We start from the raw sequence: 21,386 nt of genomic DNA on the forward strand, positions 1-21,386 counted from the left end.
GGCTGCCGCCCCGAGGCCCCTCCCCGGGGCTCCGCCCCAGACCCAGGGCTGCCGCCCCGAGGCCCCTCCCCGGGGCTCCGCCCCAGACCCAGGGCTGCCGCCCCGAGGCCCCTCCCCGGGGCTCCGCCCCAGACCCAGGGCCACCGCCCCAAGGCCCTCCCTGGGGCTCCGCCCCAGACCCCGTTCGCGCCTCAAGGGCGCTCGTCCTCAATCGCCGGACGGGCTGAAGTTGCCCATGCCGGCCCGCCCGAACAGCCAGGGGGCGCGCGGCTGCGCCCAGTTGGCGCCGGGTGCCCTTTAAGAACTTCTAACGAAATGATCTTCGAGGTGGTTGGATCGTTCCGCGACCGAGGACGGCCGACTCGGCACCGTGGCCGGATGATCGGACGTCATTTGCGTTCAGCGGTTTGTAAGGCAGGGGGCCGGTCAGCGCTGGCCCGGGCCGTCAGGGGGAGAACCGCTCCGGGCGGAAGTCCGCAAGGATCTCATCTCTCTTGCCGCTCAGGATCTCCGCGGCGAGCAGCCTGCCGATGATCGGCCCGAGCGTGATCCCGCTGGGGGTAACGGCCAATGACGCCTGTCGGCCACCTGGCTACAGCCTGGGCGGCCCGGGCACGTCGCAACCGAGGCATTCGGCCACTGTCCCCACGGACCACATTCAGGAGCGCAAGAGGCCTGACGGCACCAGTACCAAACTACTCAGGGCTGCCGGCGTGGGGCCTCATCGTCGGGTGTGTCCGGGCTGGCGAAGTGGAACGCAACAGCCAGGTGTTCAGCGAGGGCACGCCCGGCCCGCTCGGCAGCTACAGCTACGGGGTGGCGCGGGCCGCCCTCCGCGTCCTCGCCGAGGTAGCGCTTGGCCGTTGACCAGTAGACGGTGGCCATGTGGGCCTCTCCCGCCGGGTCGGCGGTGACGGCCAGCAGCCGTACGAACCAGTCGTGGACGGTGTCACCATCCCAGACCGCCTCGATCGCCATGATGCGGCCCCCGCACCCGGCCGCCCGAAAGGCCAGCGACTCCAGGTCGAGGGGGCTCTCCGGCTCGCGTGCAATCCGGTCCCCGTGGTGGAGATAGCGGTCATGGGCGATCAGCTGAGCGGTGCCCACACCGATGCCGTGGGGAGCGCGGCCGACGGCGACGATGACACGCACTGCCCCGAGCAGGGAGTCCTGAAGGATGTATCCGTCGATTTCGTCGCGGATCCCGGTAGGCAGACTCTCCCACCACTCGGTCCTGGCCGCCTTGTTCATGCCCATCGAGAGCCCCCGTCCCCGTGGAGGCCCGAACAGCCGAACCTCGCGCCACTCTACGCCGCCGTCCAGCACCGTCTACGACAGTGGTCGGGCAGCGATCCGCCTGGTCCAAGCGTTTCTGATCAGGGACAACACCGGCTGACCAATAGCCCGATGCGCAGCCGACCAGACAGAAGCTGCATGCCGGCCGCAGGCCCCCCACCCCCAGGGGGCCGGGGCGGGGGGCCGGGGCACAGCCACAGGGAGGGGCCGAGACCGCTTCGGCTACCCCCGGTAGGACACGGTGCGGCAAAGATTTCGGCATATGCCCTGGCGGGACGCGTGTGATGCGCGTAGACAAGCGCCCATGCGCATTCTCACCAAAGCCGCAGCCACCGCCGCTGCACTCGCCGTCACCGGCGGCGCCTTCTACGGCGTCGGCGCCGCCTCCGCCGACAACGCCACGCCGAAGTCGGACCGCGAGATCCCCAACGTCACCAAGGTCGAAGACAAGATCAACGCGTATTACGGCGGTACGGCCGACGCCTCGGGGAACTACCAGGCGTCGCCCAAGAGCAACTACGCCAAGCAGGTCGCCGACATCGAGGCGCGCGCCAAGCGGCAGATCCAGCACGCCGCGGAGCACCGCGGACGGGACGGCCGTAAGCCCGCCATCGTGCTCGACGTCGACGACACCACGCTGCTGACGTACGACTACGAGAAGAAGAACGGCTTCGCGTACAACGCGACCGCCTTCAACGCCTATGTGCAGAGCGCGCAGTCGATCGCCGTGTTCGGCATGCCGGACCTGGTCAACTACGCGGCCAAGAACGGCGTCACGGTGTTCTTCCTCACCGGCCGTGACGCCTCCCAGCGCGACGCCAGCGCGGTCAACCTGACCAGGGCGGGCTACAAGGTGCCGGTCGACTCCGCGCACTTCTTCCTCAAGGACAAGACCAGCCCGCCGGCGTACCTGAAGTGCGCCACGCCCACCTGGACCTGCTCGACGGTCGACTACAAGGCGGGCACCCGCAAGCACATCGAGTCGATGGGCTACAACATCGTCGCCAACCTCGGCGACCAGTACACCGACCTCTCGGGCGGCTACGCCGACAAGACGTACAAGCTCCCGAACCCGATGTACTTCCTGCCGTAGCCGGCAGGGGGCCGGTCCGGGGCGTGCGCCGTCCACGCGCGCCCCGGACCGGGTGGGCCGGACCGGGAGCCGGCCCCGCCCGCGCGTCAGCCCGAAGCCAGCGCCGCCTTCATCATGGCCTGGGCGACCGGGCCCGCCAGGCCGTTGCCGCTGACCTCGGTGCGCTTGGCGTCGGAGTCCTGGATGACCACGGCGACCGCGACCTCCTTGCCGGTCCTTGGATCCTTGGCGAACGAGGTGAACCAGGCGTACGGCTTCTTGGAGTTGTTCACTCCGTGCTGGGCCGTGCCGGTCTTGGCGCCGACCTCGACGCCGGGCGTCTTCGCGCTGGATGCCGTGCCGTCGGTGACCACGGAGATCATCGCGCTGTACATGGCCTGGGCCGTCTTGGAGGACAGCACCCTCTTGCCGTCGGAGTCCTTGTACGACTGAAGCGTGCTGCCCTTGGAGTCCGTCACCTTGGACACCATGTGCGGCGAAGCCATCACACCGTCGTTCGCTATCGCGGCGGACACCATCGCCATCTGCAACGGCGTCGCGGTCACCTCGAACTGGCCGATGCCCGACAGGGCCGTGGACGACTTGTCCATGTTCTTCGGGTACACGCTCGGCCACGCGCGTACGGGAACGTCGAGCGTGGAGTCGTTGAAGCCGAACTTCTCCGCCATCGCCCGCACCTTGTCCTGACCCAGGTCCACGGCGATCTTGCCGAACACGTTGTTGCAGGAGTATTCGAGCGCGACGCGGATCGAGGCGTTCTCGCACGGCGCGGAGGCCGACTCGTTGGGCAGGTCCGTCGTCGTGCCCGGCATCCGGTACGGATTGGGGCTCACGGTGGGGTCGTCGATGGTGGCGTAGAGCCCGTTCTCCAGCGCCGCCGAGGCCACCACCAGCTTGAACGTGGACCCGGGCGCCAGCGGCTGGCGCAGCGCCCGGTTGAGCATCGGCTGGCTCTTGTCGTCGTACAGCTGCTTCCACGCGTCGCCGGACGCCGCCGAGGAACCCGCGATCTTCGACGGGTCGTAGGACGGCGTGGAGACCATGCCGAGGATGCGGCCCGTCTTCGGGTCCATGGCGACGGCCGCGCCCTCCTTTTTCCCGAGCGCCTTGTACCCGGCCTGCTGCACCGACGGGTCGATGGTGGTCAGGACGTCGCCACCGGGCGCGCGCTGCCGGGTGAGCGCGTCGAACGGGTTCTGCATGCGCGGGTCGCTGCCGTCGAGGACCTTGGAGTAGATCCCCTCCAGCTGGGTCGATCCGTACACCTGCGAGGCGAAGCCGGTGACGGGCGCGTACATCGGCCCGTCCTTGTAGCTGCGCTGGTAGGCGAGGTCGCCGCTCTTCGTCCTTTCCGAGCCGGTGACCGGGGATCCGGCCACGATGATGTCCCCGAGCGGCTGCGAGTACTCCGCGATGGTGTTCCGCCGGTTCAGCTTGTCGTCCGCGAGGGCCTCGCCTTTGTAGAACTGCACATAGGTGGCTCGTCCGAGGAGGGCGAGCACCATCAGCAGACAGAAGACCGAGGCGCGCCTGATTGTCTTGTTCATCCCATACGTAAGACGGACGGGGCCGTGCGCGCAGTTCCCGGCGTCCGGGTTTCTCAGAAAACGTTCATCGGGGCCGCACGAACCCCGACTCGTACGCCGCGATCACCGCCTGCGTGCGGTCACGGGTACCCGTCTTGGCCAGGACCGAGGCGACGTGCGTCTTGACCGTGGCAGGGCCGACCCCCATCCGCCCGGCGATCTCGGCGTTGGTCAGGCCCGTCGTCATCAGGCGCAGCACCTCGGCCTCCCGCTCGGTGAGCCGGGCCGTCCAGGGCGGGGTGGCGGCGCCCGCGGGGGAGTGCCGGGCGGCCAGTTCGCGCAGCCGCGCCGGGAACAGGATCGAATCGCTGCGCGCGACCAGACGGACGCTCTGGATCAGCTCCTCGGCGGCGGCCCGCTTCAAGAGGAACCCCGCGGCGCCCACGCGTAGCGCGTCGTACACGTAACTGTCGTTCTCGAACGTCGTGACCACCAGGATCCTCGGCGGCTGCGCCATGGACGCCAGGATCTGCTCGGTGGCGCGGATGCCGTCGATCTCGGGCATCCGGACATCCATCAGCACCACGTCGGGACACGTGTCGCGTACGACGGGGAGGGCTTCGGCGCCGGTGGACGCCTCGCCGACGACCTCCAGGTCGGGCTCGGCGTCGAGGATGACGCGCAGCGCCGTGCGCACCATCCGCTCGTCGTCCGCGATCACCACCCGGACCGGGGCGTTCATCGCGCACCGCCGAGCGGCAGACATGCGCTGAGCCGCCAGACGCCGTCCTCGGGGCCCGCCGACGCGTGCCCGCCGAGCAGGGCGGCCCGCTCCGCTATGCCGCGCAGGCCCCGGCCGCCGCCGGGGCGCACCACCGGCGCCGCCCCGGACAGGGGGTTCTCCATCACCATCTCCAACTCTCCGCCAGCGATGGCGACTTGCAGGGTCACGGCCGGTCCCGAGCCGTGGCGAAGGGCGTTGCTCAGGCCCTCCTGGACAATGCGGTACGCCTCCCGGGAGACCAGCTCGGGCACCGACGCCGGATCGCCCTTGAGGGAGTACGCCACCTCCATGCCGGTGCGGGACAGCAGGGAGTCCAGGCCGGCGAGGTCGGGCGCCACGGTGAGGTCGTCGTCGTCCTGCCGCAACAGGCCGAGTACGGCGTCGAGTTCGCCCACGGTGCGCCGGGCCGTCTCCTCGATCGCGGTCAGCGCCTCCCGTACGAACTCCCGGTCGAGGTCGAGGACCCGGCGGGCCGCGCTCGCCTGGAGGGTCACCGCGCTCAGGGCGTGGCCCACCGAGTCGTGCAGCTCGCGGGCGAGCCGGTTGCGTACGGCCAGCTCCGCCGAGCGCTGTTCGGCCGCGGCCAGCCTGTCGGCCGGAGTGGGGCCGAGCAGCACGGGTGCGAGCCGGGCCAGCAGCGACCCGGCCGCCGCCGAACACACCGCGAGGCCGAACAGCATCGCGAGCCCCGCGAGCGGGGCGAGCGCGATGCCCCAGTCGGTGGAGAGGGGCCCCGAGGCGCTGTACGGGGTGTGGCGCAGACCGGACGCGACCGGCAGCGCCACCAGGAAGACCGAGAACGGGGGAAGCGCCAGGCTCATCCCGCTCAGGATCCCGCCGACCGCGCAGTGCAGCGTGTACCAGGCGGCGGCGCGCAGCCGGGCGTCCCACGAGCGGGCGGGCCGGTCGGCGAGCTGCGCGGGATCCACCCCGCACAGCGACCGGACGCCGAACACGAGCAGGGGCCGTGCGATGGGCACCAGCGCGGAGATGGCCGGGAAGGGCAGGGCGACGGCGAGCGTGACGAGCGCGAGCGGGAACGAGTTGAACGGACTGGCGCCGGGTGCGAAGGAGCCGACGATGACCGTGCCGACCAGGAAGTACGGCATCAACAGGGCCCCGCCGATGACCAGATGGACCCAGCGGTGCCGGGCCCTGACGCCGAACAGCGCACGCATCACGGCGTACCGCCCGGATGGCGGGAGCGCGCCGCGAGGAAGCGGGCGCCGGTGGCGACGACGATCAGCCCGGTGATCATCTGTACAGCGTAGGTGAGGAGCATCAGGGCGGTCGGCCGGTCCCCGGCTCCGTCGCCCATCACGCAGATGGAGAGCCAGAGCCAGCAGCCCCAGCAGGCGGTGGCCCCCGAGCCCAGCCACGCCAGGGCCAGCGGCACCCGCAGCGGCAGTGACCTGCCGAGCCCGAAGGCGATCATCAGCGCAGCGGCGGCGGACAGCACGGTGAACGCCGCGAACACCGCCTCCAGCGCGTACTCGTCGGAGCCCCTGCCCTCGGCAAGCGACGCCGCCATGCCCGCCGTCGACCCCGTCGCCCACACCGTGTGCGTCACGGCAGGCACCAGCGAAAGCGCCGCCGCCACGACGACGGCGACCCGCATCCACGGCCGGACCGCTCCGTGCGGCAACGCGCCCAGGCGGCCGCGCCACAGCTGCCCCCACCGGTCACGGGCGTACAGGGCGAACAGGGCGGGCGTCGGGCGGGTCGCCCCTGCGGGGCGGCTGCTTTTCCGGGCAGTCGGGGCATTCCCGGCAGGGTCCGTGAGGGGCATGCCCTCACACTCCCGCGCGGCCCGGGGCCCCGCGTCCTGCTGTGCGACGAACCGGCTCCGCCGCGCGGGGGAGGGGGCCGGGCATGGGGAGAGGGCCGCGAGGAGGGGGCCACCGACCGACATGCGTGTGCCACCGCGCCGCTCGGTGGGTCGGGTACGCGGTCAGAGGCAGCGGGTTGGGGGTCGGGGGCCCAGGCACGCGGTCGGAGGCGGCGGGTGGCCGGCGTCAGCGGGGTGGGGCCGGGTACGCGGTCAGAGGCGGCGGGTGGCCAGTGTCAGGCGGTCGCGGGCGTCCAACAGGGCGTCCTTCACCATCTGTTCGTGCGCCGGGGTCAGCCGGGCCACCGGCACCGAGCAGCTGATCGCGTCGCGCGCCGGGGTGCGGTACGGGATCGCGACGCCGAAGCAGCGCAGGCCGAGCGTGTTCTCCTCGCGGTCCACCGCGTAACCCTGCTCGCGGACGAGGTGCAGCTCCTCGATCAGCTTCTCGCGGTCCGTGATCGTGTGCTCGGTCAGCTGCTGAAGGGTCTCCGGCAGGAGTTTGCGCACCTGCTCGTCGCTGTGGGTGGCGAGCAGCGCCTTGCCCAGCGAGGTCGAGTGGGCGGGCAGGCGGCGGCCGACGCGGGTGAAGGGGCGCAGGTAGTGCTGGGACTGGCGGGTGGCGAGGTAGACGACGTTGGTGCCGTCGAGCCGGGCGAGGTGGATCGTCTCGGTCGTGTCGTCCGAGAGCCGGTCCAGGGTGGGGCGGGCCGCCGCCACCACCTCGTCGCCGTCGATGTAGGAGGTGCCGACCAGCAGGGCCCGCACGCCGATCCCGTACCGGGTGCCGGTCGCGTCGGTCTCGACCCAGCCGAGCTCCACCAGGGTGCGAAGGAGCATGTACAGGCTGGACTTGGGGTAGCCGACCGCCTCCTGCACGGCGGCGAGGGAGTGCATTCCGGGCCGTCCCGCGAAATACTCAAGCAACTCCACGGTCCGCACCGCGGACTTGACCTGCGCTCCACCCGAATCGGCAGCCGACATCCAGCACCCCGCTCCATCTCGTCCTCGCCGAGGCTTCTTGCCAAGGCGGAACGCCCGTTAATAGAGTCCCAGCATATTCAGCTTATTCAGCACCGGGAACAGTGTTCAGAATACCGAACAAGTCCTGGTGGGCGGCGGTAAGCGGACCGGGCAGTGGAAGGACATCGCGGTGAGCGCAGCAGCACCAGTCTGGAGTGTCGACCCCCGAACGGGGAAGCCGCGTGAAGAGGTTGCGGTCGAAGCCACACCCGAGGAGGTCGACCAGGCGGTCAGGGCCGCCTGGTCCGCGCGCGGGGCGCTGGCCGACCTGAGCGTGCGCGCGGTGTTCCTGCGGACCGCGGCGGACCTCCTGGACGCCGGCGCCGGGCACGTCGTGGAGGCGGCCGATGCCGAGACGGCCCTCGGCCCGGTCCGGCTCTCCGGCGAACTGGCGCGCACCACCGCCCAGTTGAGGGCGTTCGCCGAAGCCGTCGAGGAGGGATCCTTCCTCGATGTGCGGATCGACCACGCCGACGCCTCGCGCACCCCGCCCTGGCCCGACCTCAGGCGCGTCAAGATCCCGCTCGGCGTCGTGGCCGTGTACGCGGCGTCCAACTTCCCGCTGGCCTTCTCCGTGCCCGGCGGCGACACCGCGAGCGCCCTCGCGGCGGGCTGCCCCGTCGTCGTCAAGGCGCACCCCGACCACCCGGCGACCTCCGAGCTCTGTGTGTCGATGCTGCGCCGCGCGGCCCTCCAGGCGGGGCTGCCCGAGGACGTCGTCGTCCTCGTGCACGGCTTCACCGCGGGTGTCGAGCTCGTACGTCATCCCCTGGTGTCGGCCGCCGGGTTCACCGGCTCGGTGCGCGGCGGGCGGGCCCTGTTCGACGCGGCGGCCGCGCGCCCCGTGCCCATCCCCTTCCACGGCGAGCTCGGCTCCCTCAATCCCGTCGTGGTGACGGCAGCCGCCGCCGACGAGCGCGGCGAGGCGATCGGAGCCGGGCTCGGCGCCTCGATGACCATGGGTGTCGGCCAGTTCTGCACCAAGCCGGGGTTCGTACTCGCCCCCCAGGGCGCGGCGGGCGACGCCCTGCTCAAGGCCCTCACCGCCGCCGTCAGCGACACCGACGCGGGGGTCATGCTCGACCACCGCATGCGCGACGCCTTCGTCGCCGGGGTCGCCGAGCGGGCCGCGCTGCCCGGCGTCGAGGCCCCGGTCACGCCGGGCGCGGGCGGCGAGCACACGGTGAGCGGCGGCTTCCTGACCGTACCGGCGGCGCTGCTCGCCGAGGAGGGCGAGCACGACCTGCTCATCGAGGAGTGCTTCGGCCCGGTCACCGTCGTGGCCCGCTACGCGGACGAGGCCGAGATCGGCGCGGTGCTCTCCCGCCTCCCCGGCAACCTCACCGCCACCCTCCAGCTCTCCCCAGCCGAGACGGAAGGCGCGGGCTCCGGCACTCAACTCCTGGCCGAACTCACCCAGTTGGCGGGCCGCGTCCTGGTCGACGGCTGGCCCACCGGGGTCGCCGTCGCCCCCGCCCAGCACCACGGCGGCCCCTACCCCGCGACCACCTCCACCTCCACCTCGGTCGGCGCCACCGCGGTGGAACGCTGGCTGCGCCCGGTCACCTACCAGAGCACCCCCCAGCCCCTGCTCCCCCCGGAACTGCGCGACGACAACCCCCTGGGGCTGCCCCGCCGGGTGAACGGCACCCTGGAGTGACCGTGCGCCTGCCCTGAGCTGTCCTCGGGCCGGCGTCGTACGGTCTTCGCGCCGGCGTCGTACGGTCCTCGGGCGTCCGGCTGACGGCAGGAGCCGGTTGCCAGGAGGAGCCGGTTGCCAGGGGGAGGGTGACCGGCTCCCGGAGTCCGGTCACCCAGGTTGAGGCGTCCGCCGGGCACTTTCGTCGCGCGAGCTATCGCTGGATCGCTCGCATCCGCAGCGTGGCCAGGGCGGACACCGCGAACAGGACGGCCGCGACCAGCAGGCTCGTGCGCAGTCCCGGTATGAATCCGCCGCCCCCGGCGACCAGGGACCCGAACACCGCGATGCTGAGGGCCCCGGCGACCTGCCGGCCCGCGTTGAGGACCCCCGCCGCGAGCCCCGCCCGCTCCTGCGGCAGCGCCTCCATCATGGCGGCGGTCAGCGCGGGAATGGAGATGCCGCAGCCCAGCGCGAGGGGGACCAGCAGGAACGCGGCCAGCAGGGTCGGGGTGTGCTCGTCGGCGAGCAGGAGCAGCAACAGGCCTGCCAGGGCGGTCAGTTGACCGATCAGCATGGGCAGGCGCGGCCCGAAGCGGTTCGACAGCTTGCCCGAGAGCACGTTCATGACCGGGATCAGTACGGTCATCGGCAGGAACATCAGGCCCGCGGCCAGCGCGGACTCGCCGCGCACCCGCTGGAAGTAGAGACTGAAGGCGAAGATCACGCCGTAGAAGGCCACGCTGGCCGTGGCGCCCGCGCCCATGGACACGGCCACCGTCCGGCTGCGGAACAGGCCGAACGGCACCACCGGATGCGCGACCCTGCGCTCGATCAGCCAGAACGCGGTGCCGGCGGCCACGGCGACGGCGCCCGCCACGATCCGTACCGTGCCCTGCTCGATCACCGCGAAGGCGAGCGCGGCCAGCGCGAGAGCGGCCGCCAGCTGACCCGGCAGGTCGAGCGGGGCCGGGCGGCGCGCGGCGCGCGGGGCGCGGGCGGTCAGGGCCAGGGCCGCGAGCCCGAGCGGCAGGTTGATGAAGAAGATCCCCCGCCAGTCCCAGAGGGTGGTCAGCGCACCACCGGCGACCGGGCCGAGCGCGACCGCCACCGAACCGCCGGCCGCCCAGAGCGCCACCGCCCTGGCCCGGCGCGCCGGGTCCGGATAGGCCTGGCGTACCAGGGAGAGCGAGGCGGGCAGCACCACCGCGGCGGCCACCCCCTGCACCACCCGGGCGCCGATCAGCACGCCGAGGCCCGGGGCCAGACCGCAGGCGGCCGACGCGAGAGTGAAGAGCACGGTGCCCAGGGCGTACGCCTTCGCCGAGCCGATCCGGTCGGCGAAGGCGCCGGTGGAGAGCATGAGCGCGGCGAACGCCAGGGTGTAGGCGTCCACCACCCACTGGAGCCCCGACATGCCGCCGCCGAGGTCGGAACCGATCGCGGGCAGCGCCACGTTCACCACCGAGGCGTCCAGGGTGATGAGGGCGAAGCCGAGCAGGGAGGCGGCGAGGGTGAGTGCGGGCGCGGACCCGCGCGGCGGCTTCTGGCCCAACTCGTGGTCGGCGGGAGCGGCTTGGAGCGTGGCGTTCGTTGGCATGTCCTCATCCTGGCAAGCGGGGGCCCCGTACAGTAGTGGCCCGAATGCCATACACCCGGAGGTTCTGGCCATGCCGCTGCATCGTGTCGCCGTTGTCGCGCCGTCACCCGTCTCCCTGTTCAACCTGGCCATCCCGGAGCTCCTGTTCGGCAAGGTCGAGATCGACGGCGGCCCCGGGGACGAGGCGGTCGCCGGGTACGAGGTGGTGGTCTGCACCCCCGAGCCGGGCCCGGTCGCCACGACCGGCGGGCTCGACCTGTACGTGGGCCGGGGCCTGGACGCGGCGCGGGACGCCGACACCGTCCTGGTGGCCGGCACCGGACAGCGCTACGAGCCCGATCCGCGCACGGTGGCCGCGGTCGCGCAGGCGGCGGCCCGGGGCGCCCGCATCGCGTCCATCTGCAGCGGCGCCTTCGTGCTCGCGGAGGCCGGCCTGCTCGACGGGCGCAGCGCCACCACGTACTGGGAACTCGCCGAGGAACTGCGCAGGCGTTACCCCGCGCTCGACCTCAAGGGCGATGTCCTGTACGTCCAGGACGGCAATGTCATGACCTCCTCCGGGTACGCCGCCGGGATCGACCTGTGCCTGCACATCATCCGTACCGACTACGGCGCGGCCGTCGCCAACGCGGTGGCCCGCCAGGCACTGGTCGCACCCGTACGGCCGGGCGGGCAGACCCAGTTCACCCAGACCCCGCTGCCCGCCGAGCGCGGGGCGGTCTGCGCGGACACCCGGGGCTGGGCGATGCGCAACCTCGACAAGCCGCTCACCCTCACCGACCTGGCCCGGCACGCGGGGGTCAGCGTGCGCACCCTGACCCGGCGCTTCCACGCCGAGAGCGGCGTGAGCCCGCTCCAGTGGCTCCTGCACCAGCGCATCGAGCGCGCCAAGGAACTCCTGGAGACGACCACGCTCGCGATGGACCGGGTCGCCGAGGCCAGCGGCCTGGGCAGCGCGGACTCCCTGCGCACCCACGTCGTACGCCGCACGGGCCTCACCCCGAGCGCCTACCGCGCCACGTTCAGCAGACTGGCGGCGGCGGCCTGAGGGGTGGTCTGAGGTGGGCCTTCGAGGTGGGCCTTCGAGGTGGGGAGGTGGGCTGCGGGGCGGGGCCGCGGGTGCGGGAGTCCGCCTTCGTAGCCCCGGGCAACCGGCAACCGGCAACCGGCAACCGGCAGCGGGCGCACGCGGACTCGGCCACGGCCGGGCGCGCGAAAACCACATGCGGCCGGTCCGTGGGCAGAGTCACCATGGGCCATGACGTGGCATCTGACGGACGACGTCGAGAAGTTCCGTGCGACCGCTGACGAGTGGCTGACGGGCAACGCCGCCCGCGCGTCCGTCCTCCTCACGGTCTCGGAGGGAGCCCGCGCCGGGGTCTGGCCGAGGGTGCGCTCAGGTTGGTGGATCCGCGGCGGGACGGTTGCCGGGGCCTTCCTGCAAACGCCGCCCTTGGCCCCGCTGCTCGGGCCCATGCCCGAGGAAGCGGCGTGTGCGCCGGCGGGGGAATTGCGTGGGACGCCGCTGCCAGGCGTCCGCACACGCCAGGATCGGCCCCGTCTACACACCGCCAGGCCTGCGCCGCCACGGCTACGCGGCTGCGGTCACCTCCGCCGCGACACGGCTGGCTCAGAACCGCGGCGCGGCTCAGATGGTGCTCTTCACCGACCTGTCCAACCCGACAAGCAACGCGCTCTACCAGCGGCTCGGCTATCGCCCACTACGGGACCATCTGTCGCTGAGCTTCACGGAGCGAACCGGCCCGTGAGTGGGCCGCATGTGACATCGCCTGACCGTGAACCGACGGAACTACAGCTTGGCGCGGGCGGGTTGACCAGCAGGCATGGTCAGCAGAAAGCCCCGACCGTGCACCACGGCGCCGGCCGAGCCGCGTGTCTCTACCGAATCGTGTCGGCCGCTCCGCGCCGTGCCCTTGCTGCGCGATGTCCTCGGCCGGTACGACCCGACGCATACGCGCGCAATGGCGCTCTACTTGTCGTGGCTCGCTGTGGCCTACGCAGACGCCAACGAGCCCGAAGAAGCGGCGGCCATCGCCGAGCGCGTCATCACCCTGTCGGCAGATGTGGCCAGTGAGCGGACGGCCGAGCGAGTCCGAGTCATCCGGGCTCGGCTCAACGAGTATGCCGACGTGCCCGAAGTGAGAGCCGTGCTCGGCGCTGCGGCATGACGCAGAAAGCCCCCCCGGTAGCTGATGACGGCCGTCGGCGTCGAGCACGCCTTCGCCCGGATGTTCCGCCTCCACCCGCTGGCCGCTGGGTGCCCGTCCGCGGACCGACGGATCAAGGGGGAACGTGGAACGGGCAGGTCGGGCCGGGAATGGGCTGGGTGGTGTGCGTGTTGTCGGAGAACGTACGACCTTCAACAAGCTGAGAGAAGTGACATGCGCGTCGAGATCTGGAGCGACATCGCCTGCCCCTGGTGCTACATCGGCAAGGCCCGCTTCGAGAAGGGCCTGGCGGAGTTCGCCCACCGGGACGGCGTCGAGGTGGTCCACCGGTCCTTCGAGCTCGATCCCGGCCGCCCCAAGGGTGACGTCGGCCCGGTGATCCCGATGCTGGCCAAGAAGTACGGCCGGACCGTCGAGGAGGCCCGCGCCATGGAGGCGCACGTCGCTTCGACCGCGCACACCGAGGGGCTGGGCTACCTCGCCGACGGCCGTGATCACGGCAACACCTTCGACATCCACCGGCTGCTGCACCTGGCCAAGGCGCGCGGCCGGCAGAGCGAGCTGCTTGACCTCGCCTACCGGGCGAACTTCGCCGAGGAGCGGTCCGTCTTCGACGCCGACGTGCTCGCGGACATCGCGGTCCGCGCCGGTCTGGACGCCGACGAGGTCCGTGCGGTCCTCAGTGACGAGAACGCCTACGCCGACGCCGTGCGCGCCGACGAGGCCGAGGCGGCCGAGCTCGGCGCCAACGCCGTGCCGTTCTTCGTGCTCGACCGCACATACGGGATCTCCGGCGGACAGCCCGCCGAGGTCTTCACACAGGCACTCGAACAGGCCTGGCAGGCACGCACCCCGGCGCTGCGGACCATCGAGGGCGACGCGGAGGCCTGCGGGCCGGACGGGTGCGAGGTTCCCCGCTGAGACCGCTGAGACCGTTGAGTTCGTTGAGTTCGTTGAGTCCGATGAGACCGCTGATGCCGGCAGGGCCGCTGGCGCCGCTGAGGGCGGTCGGGGGCGCTGAGGTGGGTGACTGAGGGCCGTGGGGTTCGGTCGAGGGGGCCGGGCTCATGCGGGGGTTCCCCGCCGAGGGCGGGGTTCATGCCGGGCCACGCATAAGGCGGGCTTGGGGGTGCCCGTCGATTGTGCCCAATTGACGTGAAGTAGCCGGGCGTTCACGCTGGAGCGCATGGAACTGGACTCCCTCGCACCCGGCGAATTCACCCCGAAGACCACCTACCTCAACACCGCGAGCACCGGCCTGCTGCCCACCCGGGCCGTCGCCGCCATCGGGGAAGCCGTGGCCGCCGCTGCCACCGGGCAGCCCACCGACCTGTTCGGCGACGTGGAGGCCGCCCGCGCCTCCTACGCCCGGCTTGTCGACGTGCCTGTGCGGCGTGTCGCGGTCGGCGCGTCCGTCGCGGTGTACGCCGGTCTCATCGCGACCTCCCTGCCCGAAGGCGCCGAAGTCCTCGTGGCGGAGGCCGACTTCAGCTCCGTGGTGAACCCGTTCCACATGCGCCGCGACCTGCTGGTGCGCACCGTACCGCTGGACGGCCTCGCGCAGGCCGTGCGGCCGGGCACCGCGCTGGTCGCGGTCAGCGCGGTCCAGTCCGCCGACGGCCGCGTCGCCGACCTCGCCGCGATCCGTGACGCCGCCCGCGCCCACGGCGCCCGCACCCTGATCGACGTGTCCCAGGCCGCGGGCTGGTACCCGATCGACGCGGGCGCGTACGACTACACCGTGACCGTCGGCTTCAAGTGGCTGACAGGTCCGCGCGGCGTCGCCTTCCTGACCGTGCCCGACGACCTCGGCGCGCTGACCCCGGTCTTCGCCGGCTGGGTGGCGGGCGAGCACCCCTGGGACAGCTGCTACGGACCCGTCCAGGAGCTGGCCCACTCCGCGCGGCGGTACGACGAGAGCCCCGCGCTCTTCTCCTACACTGGGGCCCGGCACTCCCTCGCGCTCCTGGAGGAGCTGGGCATCGAACGCGTCCACGCGCACAACACCGCGCTCGCCGACCGTTTCCGTTCCCGGCTCGCGCCGCTCGGGTACGAGCCGGTGGCCGCGCCCGACTCGGCGATCGTCTCGGTGCCCGGACTCGGCCACCGCCAGGAGGAGTTGAGCCGTTCCGGCATCGAACTCTCCAACCGCGCGGGCAACCTGCGCGCGGCCTTCCACCTCTACTCCTGCGCCCAGGACGTGGATCGCCTGATCGAGCTGCTGCCCGCGCGCTGACGTACGCGCACCGCCCGGCGCCCGTCCCCGCGGCGGGATAAATTCGCTGGTCACGGCGCGGGCCGATCATGCACGATCGCGCCGTGACGACGGACATCGAGTACGAGGACCGGTCCCGCGAGGCGGCCCGCAACAACGCCGCCTGGTGCGCCGCGCTCTGCCGCGCGCACGGCATCTCGGGGGAGTGGGGTCCGCATGCCTGGACCAGTCCGCGCCGGACTCCGCTCCTCTACCCCGACGCCGTGACGCTCACCCCGCAGGCCTCGGCCCGCGACGTCCTCGGTCGAATCGACCTCGCGGCGCCCGGCGCGTCCGTCAAGGACAGTTTCGCGGCGCTGGATCTGACGGGCGACGGTTTCGACGTCCTCTTCGACGCGCGCTGGATCCACCGCCCGGCGCCCGAAGCCGTCACCGAAAGCTGGCAACTCGTGCGCGGCGCAGCGGAGTTGACCGCTTGGGAGCGGGCCTGGTCCCGGGGCGGCAGCGAAGGACTCTTCCCGCCGGGACTGCTCGCCGCACCCGGCCACACCTTCCTGGTGGACCGCGACGACGAGGGACGCGTGAGGGCGGGCGCCGTCGCGAGCAGGAGCGGGGAGGTCGTGGGGATCTCCAACCTCCACGCGCCCGACGGCGACCTGGACGCGGCGTGGGCCGGATGCCTGACCACCGTCGCCCGCGCCTGGCCCGGCCGCGCGGTCGTCGGCTACGAGAGCGGCGACGACCTGGCCGCCGCCCTGCGCGCGGGCTTCACCGCGGTGGGGCCGCTCAGAGTCTGGCTGCGCCGCGGCTGACCGGCTCGCCGTACCAGCGCCACGTCCCGGGACGGGGGCGCCCGGGCAGGTCGGCACGGCCGGTGGCCCACAGCAGGGCCTGCCAGCGGTCCTGGTCATCGGGTACGTCGCGGAACAGGCGGGCCAGCACCCGGTCGCACAGGCCGGCGGGCGGCGACCAGGTCAGCCCGAGCCCTTCGGACACGTCATAGGTGTGCAGCAGGGTCTCCACGATGCCCATCGCGGCGAACCCCTCGGGGTCGGAGATGCCGAAGACGTGGTGGGCGCGCACGTCGGGCGAGGCGGTCCGCACCATCGCGGTGAGCAGCGCGCCGCTCGCCTCCAGCGTCATCAGGAGCCCGGCGGGGCCGGCCGCGCGGTCCGCGTGCACCGAGTTGCGGGGGCCGCCGGGGCGTTTCGCCTCACACAGGTAGGGCACCTCGCCGTCCAGCGGGGGCTGGGCGGGGCCGAGTTGCACGGCGTAGGCGAACAGGTCGTCCGACAGATGCTCGACGGTCTCCCAGCAGTCCCACTCCAGGGGGCCGGCCTGCACGCTCCAGTCCGCCGCGAGCCCGGCCCGCAGGGCGGTGACCGAGAGCCGCACGGCGTGCTCGACATCGGCGCCGGTGACGGGGGTGCGTGACGATTCATCGACCATGGAGGGACCGTACCAACGATCTCTGTGCGCACGGTTGCTGCGTGTCCGCCCCGGCCCGCGGCACGGCTGCGGGCTCGCGTACGGCCCCCTCCGGCCGGACGGCCGCATGATCAGTGCGGCCCTCCGGCCGGAGGGGGCCGGTGGAGCGGGGCGGAGCCCCGTCGCGATGCCGGACGGCCGCGAGGTGCGCCCCCGGGTCTCGGCAGGACGGTCGACTACCGCACCGGTGTGAAGTCCCGCGCGCCGATGAACTCCGGGCGCCGGATCGGCGCGGCGAACGGTTCCACCGCGGTGTTCTCCACGCTGTTGAAGACGATGAAGACGTTGCTGCGCGGGAACGGGGTGATGTTGTCCCCCGAGCCGTGCATCGCGTTGCAGTCGAACCAGGTCGCCGAGCCCGCGCGGCCGGTGAACAGCTTGATGCCGTGCCGGTCGGCCATCTTGGTGAGCGCTTCGTCGGACGGCGTCCCCGCGTCCTGCATCTGAAGGGACTTCTTGTAGTTGTCCTTCGGCGTCTCGCCCGCGCAGCCCAGGAAGTCCCGGTGCGAGCCAGGCATGATCATCAGGCCGCCGTTGGTGTCGTGGTTCTCGGTCAGCGCGATCGAGACCGACACGGTACGCATGTTCGGCAGGCCGTCCTCGGCGTGCCAGGTCTCGAAGTCCGAGTGCCAGTAGAAGCCCGAGGCGCCGAAGCCCGGCTTCACGTTGATCCGCGACTGGTGGACGTACACGTCCGAGCCGAGGATCCGGCGCGCCATGCCGACCACGCGCTCGTCGCTCACCAGCCGCGCGAACAGCTCGCTGAGCCGGTGCACCTCGAAGACCGAACGCACGGACTGCGACTGCGGCTCGATGATCGAGCGCTCGTCGGCACGGACGGCGGGATCGGCGATCAACCGCTCCAGCTCCGCACGGTAGGTGGCGACCTCGTCGTCCGTGAGCAGATCCTGGATCGACAGGAAGCCGTCCTGCTCGAACGATTCCAGCCCGGCGGCCGGTCCCCAGACGACGGGGTCCTGGCGGGGTGTGATCACCTCGGCGGCGCCACGCGTGGGGTAGAGATCCTGGGCGGTCATGGTCAGCCCTCCTCGGGTTCGGTCAGCAGGGGGTAGACGCCGTTCTCGTCGTGGTCCTCCCGTCCGGTGACGGGCGGGTTGAAGACGCAGACACAGCGGAAGTCGGTCTTGGGGCGCAGGGTGTGGCGCTCGTGGCCGTTCAGGAGGTACATCGTGCCCGGCTCGATCCAGTGGGTCTCGCCGGTCTCCTCGTTGGTGAGCTCGGCCTCGCCCTCGGTGCACAGGACCGCCTCGATGTGGTTGGCGTACCACATGGAGGTCTCGGTCCCTGCGTACAGGACGGTCTCGTGCAGCGAGAAGCCGACCTTCTCCTTCGCGAGGACGATCCGCTTGCTCTCCCAGGTGCCGGAGGCGGCCTTCACATGGCGGTCGGTGTTCTCGATGTCCTTGAACGAGCGGACAATCACGGTGAGTTGCTGCCTTTCTGTGTACGTCGATCGGTCGGTCTGCGGCCGGTCAGAGGGTCGCGGCGACCGCGCGGGCCAGCGTGCGCAGACCCTCGTCCAGCTCGTCGGGCGTGATGGTCAGCGGCGGAAGCAGCTTGACCACCTCGCTCTGCGGACCGGAGGTCTCCAGGAGCAGGCCCAGCTCGAAGGCGCGGGCGCAGACCTCGGAGGCGCGGGCCGGGTCGGCGAACTCAAGGCCCCACACGAGGCCGCGGCCCCGGTAGGTCACGCCGAGCCGGCTGTGCTCGGTGCACAGGGCGAGCAGCGCCTGCTCGACCTGCTCGCCGCGCGCCAGGGTGTGCTTCTCCATCTGGCCGTCCGCCCAGTACGCGTCCAGGGCCGCGGTCGCGGTGACGAACGCCGGGTTGTTGCCGCGGAAGGTGCCGTTGTGCTCGCCGGGCTCCCACACGTCGAGCTCGCCCTTGAACAGGCAGAGCGACAGCGGGAGTCCATAGCCGCTGATCGACTTGGAGACGGTGACGATGTCCGGCACGATGCCCGCCTCCTCGAAGGAGAAGAAGGCGCCGGTGCGGCCGCAGCCCATCTGGATGTCGTCGACGATGAGCAGCATGTCGCGGCGGCGGCACAGGTCGGCGAGCGCGCGCAGCCACTCGGCGCGGGCCACATTGATGCCGCCCTCGCCCTGCACGGTCTCCACGATGACGGCGGCCGGCTTGTTGAGGCCCGAGCCCTGGTCCTCCAGAAGCCGCTCGAACCACAGGAAGTCCGGGACCCGGCCGTCGAGGTAGTTGTCGAACGGCATCGGCGTGCCGTGCACCAGGGGGATGCCCGCGCCGGCCCGCTTGAAGGCGTTGCCGGTCACCGCGAGCGAGCCGAGCGACATGCCGTGGAAGGCGTTGGTGAAGGACACGATCGACTCGCGGCCCTTGACCTTGCGGGCCAGTTTCAGCGCGGCCTCGACGGCGTTGGTGCCGGTCGGGCCGGGGAACATCACCTTGTACGGCAGGTCGCGCGGACGCAGGATCACGTTCTGGAACGTTTCGAGGAACGCCCGTTTCGCGGTCGTCGCCATGTCGAGGCCGTGCGTGATGCCGTCACGCTCGATGTAGTCGATGAGGGCCCGTTTCAGTACGGGGTTGTTGTGCCCGTAGTTGAGTGAGCCGGCCCCGGCGAAGAAGTCGAGGTAGCTGTGGCCGTCCTCGTCGGTCAGACGGGCACCCTGCGCGCGGTCGAACACGGCGGGCCAGCCGCGGCAGTAGCTGCGTACCTCCGATTCGAGGGACTCGAAGACACTGAGGGCGGGCGGGGTGATGGTCACAGCGTTTCTCCCTGGGGGTGGAGGGGGCCGATGCGGTAGAGGACTTCGGGCTGGTGCCCGTCGTCGGGGAACAATCCGGCGTCGAAGAGGACTTCACGGCTCAGCAGGGCGCCGCGGCGCGTGGCGTAGGAGGTGAAGAGCCGGTCGGAGGGGGTGTTGTCCGGCGACACCGTCGTCTCGACACGGGTGATGCCGTGCGAGCCGGTCACCTTCGCGGTGAGCGCTTCGAGCAGCAGTCCGGCGAGCCCCTGGCCCCGGTGGGCGTGGTCGACGGCGACCTGCCAGACGACCAGGGTGTCCGGCCGCTCGGGCCGTACGTAGCCGGTGATGAACGCGATCGGCTCACCGGCGGCCCCGCGGGCCACCACGGAGGTCCTGGCGAAGTCGCGGCACCAGAGCAGATAGCTGTACGAGGAGTTGAGGTCGAGCACCTCGGAGTCACGGGCAATGCGCCAGATCGCGGCTCCGTCCTCCACTCGTGGGCTTTCGATTCGGACTGCTGTTTGCGCGGCGGTCATGCCGAGGGAATTTACCGACCAGAAATTGAAATCGCATTCCCCTCAGGGGGTGTGCATCGAGCGCATCCGTGTTATCACGCGAGCATGCGCGTGAGCCGGTTTGTCCGGTAATTACCGGACAAACCGGCGTCGATGTGGAGTCGATCACACCGTTCGGGCGCCCGAAAACCTTGCCGAGATTCGTGTGTTTGAGGTTGCAAAGTCGGGGCATAAGAAAACGGGAAGCTGCGGTGGATAAGCAGCTTCCCGTTCTGTGGAACGTATTGTGGAATTCAGTTGTGCATTAGGTGCCGGAGGGCCGCCGGGAAAGTGTCACCAGGTTTCGGAAACGGCCCTGCGGGCGGCTTCCAGGTCCACTGCGATCGCGTACTCGCCGAGCGCCGCACCGAGCGCCGCGAGCGAGGACTGCACCGCGCCCCGCGTGGCGTCGACGCCGTAGTGGTTGACCCGGATCATCGTCGAGGCGAGCGCCCCGCCACCGGCGATCAGCGGCAGCGCGGGATCGGCCGCGAGCGCCTTGGCGACCAGCTCGCCGGCGTCGACCGCCTCGGGGACCCGCAGCGTCGTGGCCACCGGAGCCGCGTCCGCCGCCTCGTGGACGTAAGGGACGAGACCGCCGCCAAGGGCGAGCGCGCCCGCCCGGGTCGCGGCGGCCGCGGAGGCGTGCCGCGCCATCACTGCGGCCAGGCCCTCGGACTCGATGCGCTCCACGCAGGCTTCCAGGGCCAGCATCTCCAGCTGCGCGGGCGCGTGCAGCAGCGTCGTGCGGCCGCCGTCGATCCAGCGCTGCTTCCAGTCGAGGAGCGAGAGATAGGAGCGGCGCGGCGCCTTCGGGTTGGCGGCGATCCGCTCCCATGCGCGGGCGCTGACCGAGACCGCCGAGACGCCGGCCGGGCCGCCCATCGCCTTCTGCGCCCCGATCACGCACAGGTCCACGCCCCAGGCGTCCGGGAGCAGCGGCTCGGCGGCCACCGACGCCACCGCGTCCAGCATGAACAGGGCGCCGTGCCGGCGCACGACCTCGCCGATCTCCGCGACCGGGTTCGTGTTGCCGGTCGCCGCCTCGGCGTGGACGAGCGAAACGAAGTCGATCTCCGGACGGGCGGTGAGCGCCCGGTCGATCTGCTCGGCGGTGACCGCCGCGTGGAAGGGCACCTCCAGATCGACCACCTCGGCCCCGCAGTCGCGCAGCCAGTTGCCGAAAGTCTGCCCGTAAGGACCGGTCACGACGTTCAGCGCGGTGGAGCCCGGACGGGCGGCGCCCCTGATGCAGCCCTCAAGGGGGAGCAGCGCCTCGCCCTGCATGATCACCACGTCCTGCTCGGTGCCGAGCAGGGCGGCCACCCGTCGCTCGATCGCCGCGAAGTGCGCGGCGGTCAGCGGGGCGAGGTCCAGGAGCGGGTGTGTCACGGCGGTGCCTTCTTC

General features: G+C 71.6%; 22 protein-coding genes. 8 read left to right on the plus strand and 14 right to left on the minus strand.

Annotation, left to right across the window (positions count from 1 at the left end):
* Positions 1-445: 445 nt before the first annotated feature.
* The gene (locus tag ACGFW5_RS29735) at positions 446-571 is read right to left on the minus strand and encodes a hypothetical protein (RefSeq protein WP_393837402.1); all 126 of its coding nucleotides are present in this window, start codon (positions 569-571) and stop codon (positions 446-448) included.
* A gap of 128 nt (positions 572-699) precedes the next feature.
* The gene (locus ACGFW5_RS29740; protein ID WP_393837403.1) at positions 700-1,257 is read right to left on the minus strand and encodes a hypothetical protein; all 558 of its coding nucleotides are present in this window, start codon (positions 1,255-1,257) and stop codon (positions 700-702) included.
* 343 nt (positions 1,258-1,600) lie between these two features.
* Here ACGFW5_RS29740 and ACGFW5_RS29745 point away from each other — a divergent pair, with 343 nt between their 5' ends.
* Positions 1,601-2,389: an HAD family acid phosphatase gene (locus ACGFW5_RS29745; protein ID WP_393837404.1), complete on the plus strand. Its 789-nt coding sequence runs from the start codon at positions 1,601-1,603 to the stop codon at positions 2,387-2,389.
* 86 nt (positions 2,390-2,475) lie between these two features.
* Here the strand turns inward: ACGFW5_RS29745 and ACGFW5_RS29750 are convergent, their stop codons facing one another.
* From ACGFW5_RS29750 to ACGFW5_RS29770, 5 genes are all read right to left on the minus strand, one after another.
* Positions 2,476-3,936, minus strand: coding sequence for a peptidoglycan D,D-transpeptidase FtsI family protein (locus tag ACGFW5_RS29750; protein WP_393837405.1), 1,461 nt, complete (start codon positions 3,934-3,936; stop codon positions 2,476-2,478).
* Between the two features lie 64 nt (positions 3,937-4,000).
* Positions 4,001-4,657 carry a response regulator gene (locus ACGFW5_RS29755; protein WP_393837406.1) on the minus strand — a complete coding sequence of 219 codons (657 nt, stop codon included), beginning with the start codon at positions 4,655-4,657 and terminating at the stop codon, positions 4,001-4,003.
* The gene (locus tag ACGFW5_RS29760; protein WP_393837407.1) at positions 4,654-5,877 is read right to left on the minus strand and encodes a sensor histidine kinase; all 1,224 of its coding nucleotides are present in this window, start codon (positions 5,875-5,877) and stop codon (positions 4,654-4,656) included. Before ACGFW5_RS29760 ends, ACGFW5_RS29755 begins: the two co-directional genes overlap by 4 nt.
* Positions 5,877-6,488, minus strand: coding sequence for a hypothetical protein (locus tag ACGFW5_RS29765; RefSeq protein ID WP_393837408.1), 612 nt, complete (start codon positions 6,486-6,488; stop codon positions 5,877-5,879). Before ACGFW5_RS29765 ends, ACGFW5_RS29760 begins: the two co-directional genes overlap by 1 nt.
* A 252-nt stretch (positions 6,489-6,740) precedes the next feature.
* Positions 6,741-7,511 carry an IclR family transcriptional regulator gene (locus ACGFW5_RS29770; protein WP_393837409.1) on the minus strand — a complete coding sequence of 257 codons (771 nt, stop codon included), beginning with the start codon at positions 7,509-7,511 and terminating at the stop codon, positions 6,741-6,743.
* A 169-nt stretch (positions 7,512-7,680) separates the two neighbouring features.
* Here ACGFW5_RS29770 and ACGFW5_RS29775 point away from each other — a divergent pair, with 169 nt between their 5' ends.
* A complete protein-coding gene (locus tag ACGFW5_RS29775) occupies positions 7,681-9,210 on the plus strand; it encodes an aldehyde dehydrogenase (NADP(+)) (RefSeq protein WP_393837410.1) in 1,530 nt (509 codons plus the stop codon).
* Positions 9,211-9,403: 193 nt separating this feature from the next.
* Here the strand turns inward: ACGFW5_RS29775 and ACGFW5_RS29780 are convergent, their stop codons facing one another.
* Entirely contained in the window at positions 9,404-10,789 is a 1,386-nt protein-coding gene (locus ACGFW5_RS29780; protein ID WP_393837411.1) for an MFS transporter, read from the minus strand.
* Positions 10,790-10,859: 70 nt separating this feature from the next.
* Here ACGFW5_RS29780 and ACGFW5_RS29785 point away from each other — a divergent pair, with 70 nt between their 5' ends.
* From ACGFW5_RS29785 to ACGFW5_RS29810, 6 genes are all read left to right on the plus strand, one after another.
* On the plus strand, positions 10,860-11,837 hold the full coding sequence (locus ACGFW5_RS29785) for a GlxA family transcriptional regulator (protein ID WP_393837412.1): 978 nt from the start codon (positions 10,860-10,862) through the stop codon (positions 11,835-11,837).
* A gap of 466 nt (positions 11,838-12,303) precedes the next feature.
* On the plus strand, positions 12,304-12,558 hold the full coding sequence (locus ACGFW5_RS29790) for a GNAT family N-acetyltransferase (RefSeq protein ID WP_393837413.1): 255 nt from the start codon (positions 12,304-12,306) through the stop codon (positions 12,556-12,558).
* A 159-nt stretch (positions 12,559-12,717) separates the two neighbouring features.
* A complete protein-coding gene (locus tag ACGFW5_RS29795; protein ID WP_393837414.1) occupies positions 12,718-12,978 on the plus strand; it encodes a hypothetical protein in 261 nt (86 codons plus the stop codon).
* A gap of 213 nt (positions 12,979-13,191) precedes the next feature.
* A complete protein-coding gene (locus tag ACGFW5_RS29800) occupies positions 13,192-13,899 on the plus strand; it encodes a DsbA family oxidoreductase (RefSeq protein ID WP_393837415.1) in 708 nt (235 codons plus the stop codon).
* A 265-nt stretch (positions 13,900-14,164) separates the two neighbouring features.
* Positions 14,165-15,214 carry an aminotransferase class V-fold PLP-dependent enzyme gene (locus tag ACGFW5_RS29805; protein WP_393837416.1) on the plus strand — a complete coding sequence of 350 codons (1,050 nt, stop codon included), beginning with the start codon at positions 14,165-14,167 and terminating at the stop codon, positions 15,212-15,214.
* An 83-nt stretch (positions 15,215-15,297) separates the two neighbouring features.
* Entirely contained in the window at positions 15,298-16,005 is a 708-nt protein-coding gene (locus tag ACGFW5_RS29810) for a hypothetical protein (RefSeq protein ID WP_393837417.1), read from the plus strand.
* Here the strand turns inward: ACGFW5_RS29810 and ACGFW5_RS29815 are convergent.
* The 6 genes from ACGFW5_RS29815 to ACGFW5_RS29840 all read right to left on the minus strand — a co-directional run bounded on the left by ACGFW5_RS29815 (position 15,980) and on the right by ACGFW5_RS29840 (position 21,371).
* Entirely contained in the window at positions 15,980-16,642 is a 663-nt protein-coding gene (locus ACGFW5_RS29815; RefSeq protein ID WP_393837418.1) for a hypothetical protein, read from the minus strand. The two genes, ACGFW5_RS29810 and ACGFW5_RS29815, sit on opposite strands and share 26 nt — an antisense overlap.
* A 215-nt stretch (positions 16,643-16,857) precedes the next feature.
* Positions 16,858-17,718, minus strand: coding sequence for an ectoine hydroxylase (gene thpD / locus ACGFW5_RS29820; RefSeq protein ID WP_393837419.1), 861 nt, complete (start codon positions 17,716-17,718; stop codon positions 16,858-16,860).
* Between the two features lie 2 nt (positions 17,719-17,720).
* The gene (locus ACGFW5_RS29825; RefSeq protein ID WP_100574374.1) at positions 17,721-18,125 is read right to left on the minus strand and encodes an ectoine synthase; all 405 of its coding nucleotides are present in this window, start codon (positions 18,123-18,125) and stop codon (positions 17,721-17,723) included.
* 49 nt (positions 18,126-18,174) lie between these two features.
* Complete coding sequence (ectB, locus tag ACGFW5_RS29830; RefSeq protein ID WP_393837420.1) at positions 18,175-19,443, minus strand: diaminobutyrate--2-oxoglutarate transaminase; 1,269 nt, start codon at positions 19,441-19,443, stop codon at positions 18,175-18,177.
* Positions 19,440-19,961, minus strand: a complete 522-nt coding sequence (ectA, locus tag ACGFW5_RS29835; protein WP_393837421.1) for a diaminobutyrate acetyltransferase — start codon at positions 19,959-19,961, stop codon at positions 19,440-19,442. The genes ectB and ectA overlap by 4 nt, the downstream gene beginning before the upstream one ends.
* A gap of 312 nt (positions 19,962-20,273) precedes the next feature.
* Complete coding sequence (locus tag ACGFW5_RS29840) at positions 20,274-21,371, minus strand: pyridoxal-phosphate-dependent aminotransferase family protein (RefSeq protein WP_393837422.1); 1,098 nt, start codon at positions 21,369-21,371, stop codon at positions 20,274-20,276.
* Between the last annotated feature and the right edge of the window lie 15 nt (positions 21,372-21,386).

Origin of the sequence: Streptomyces sp. NPDC048416, from assembly GCF_043200435.1 — a bacterium.
Taxonomy (GTDB): domain Bacteria; phylum Actinomycetota; class Actinomycetes; order Streptomycetales; family Streptomycetaceae; genus Streptomyces.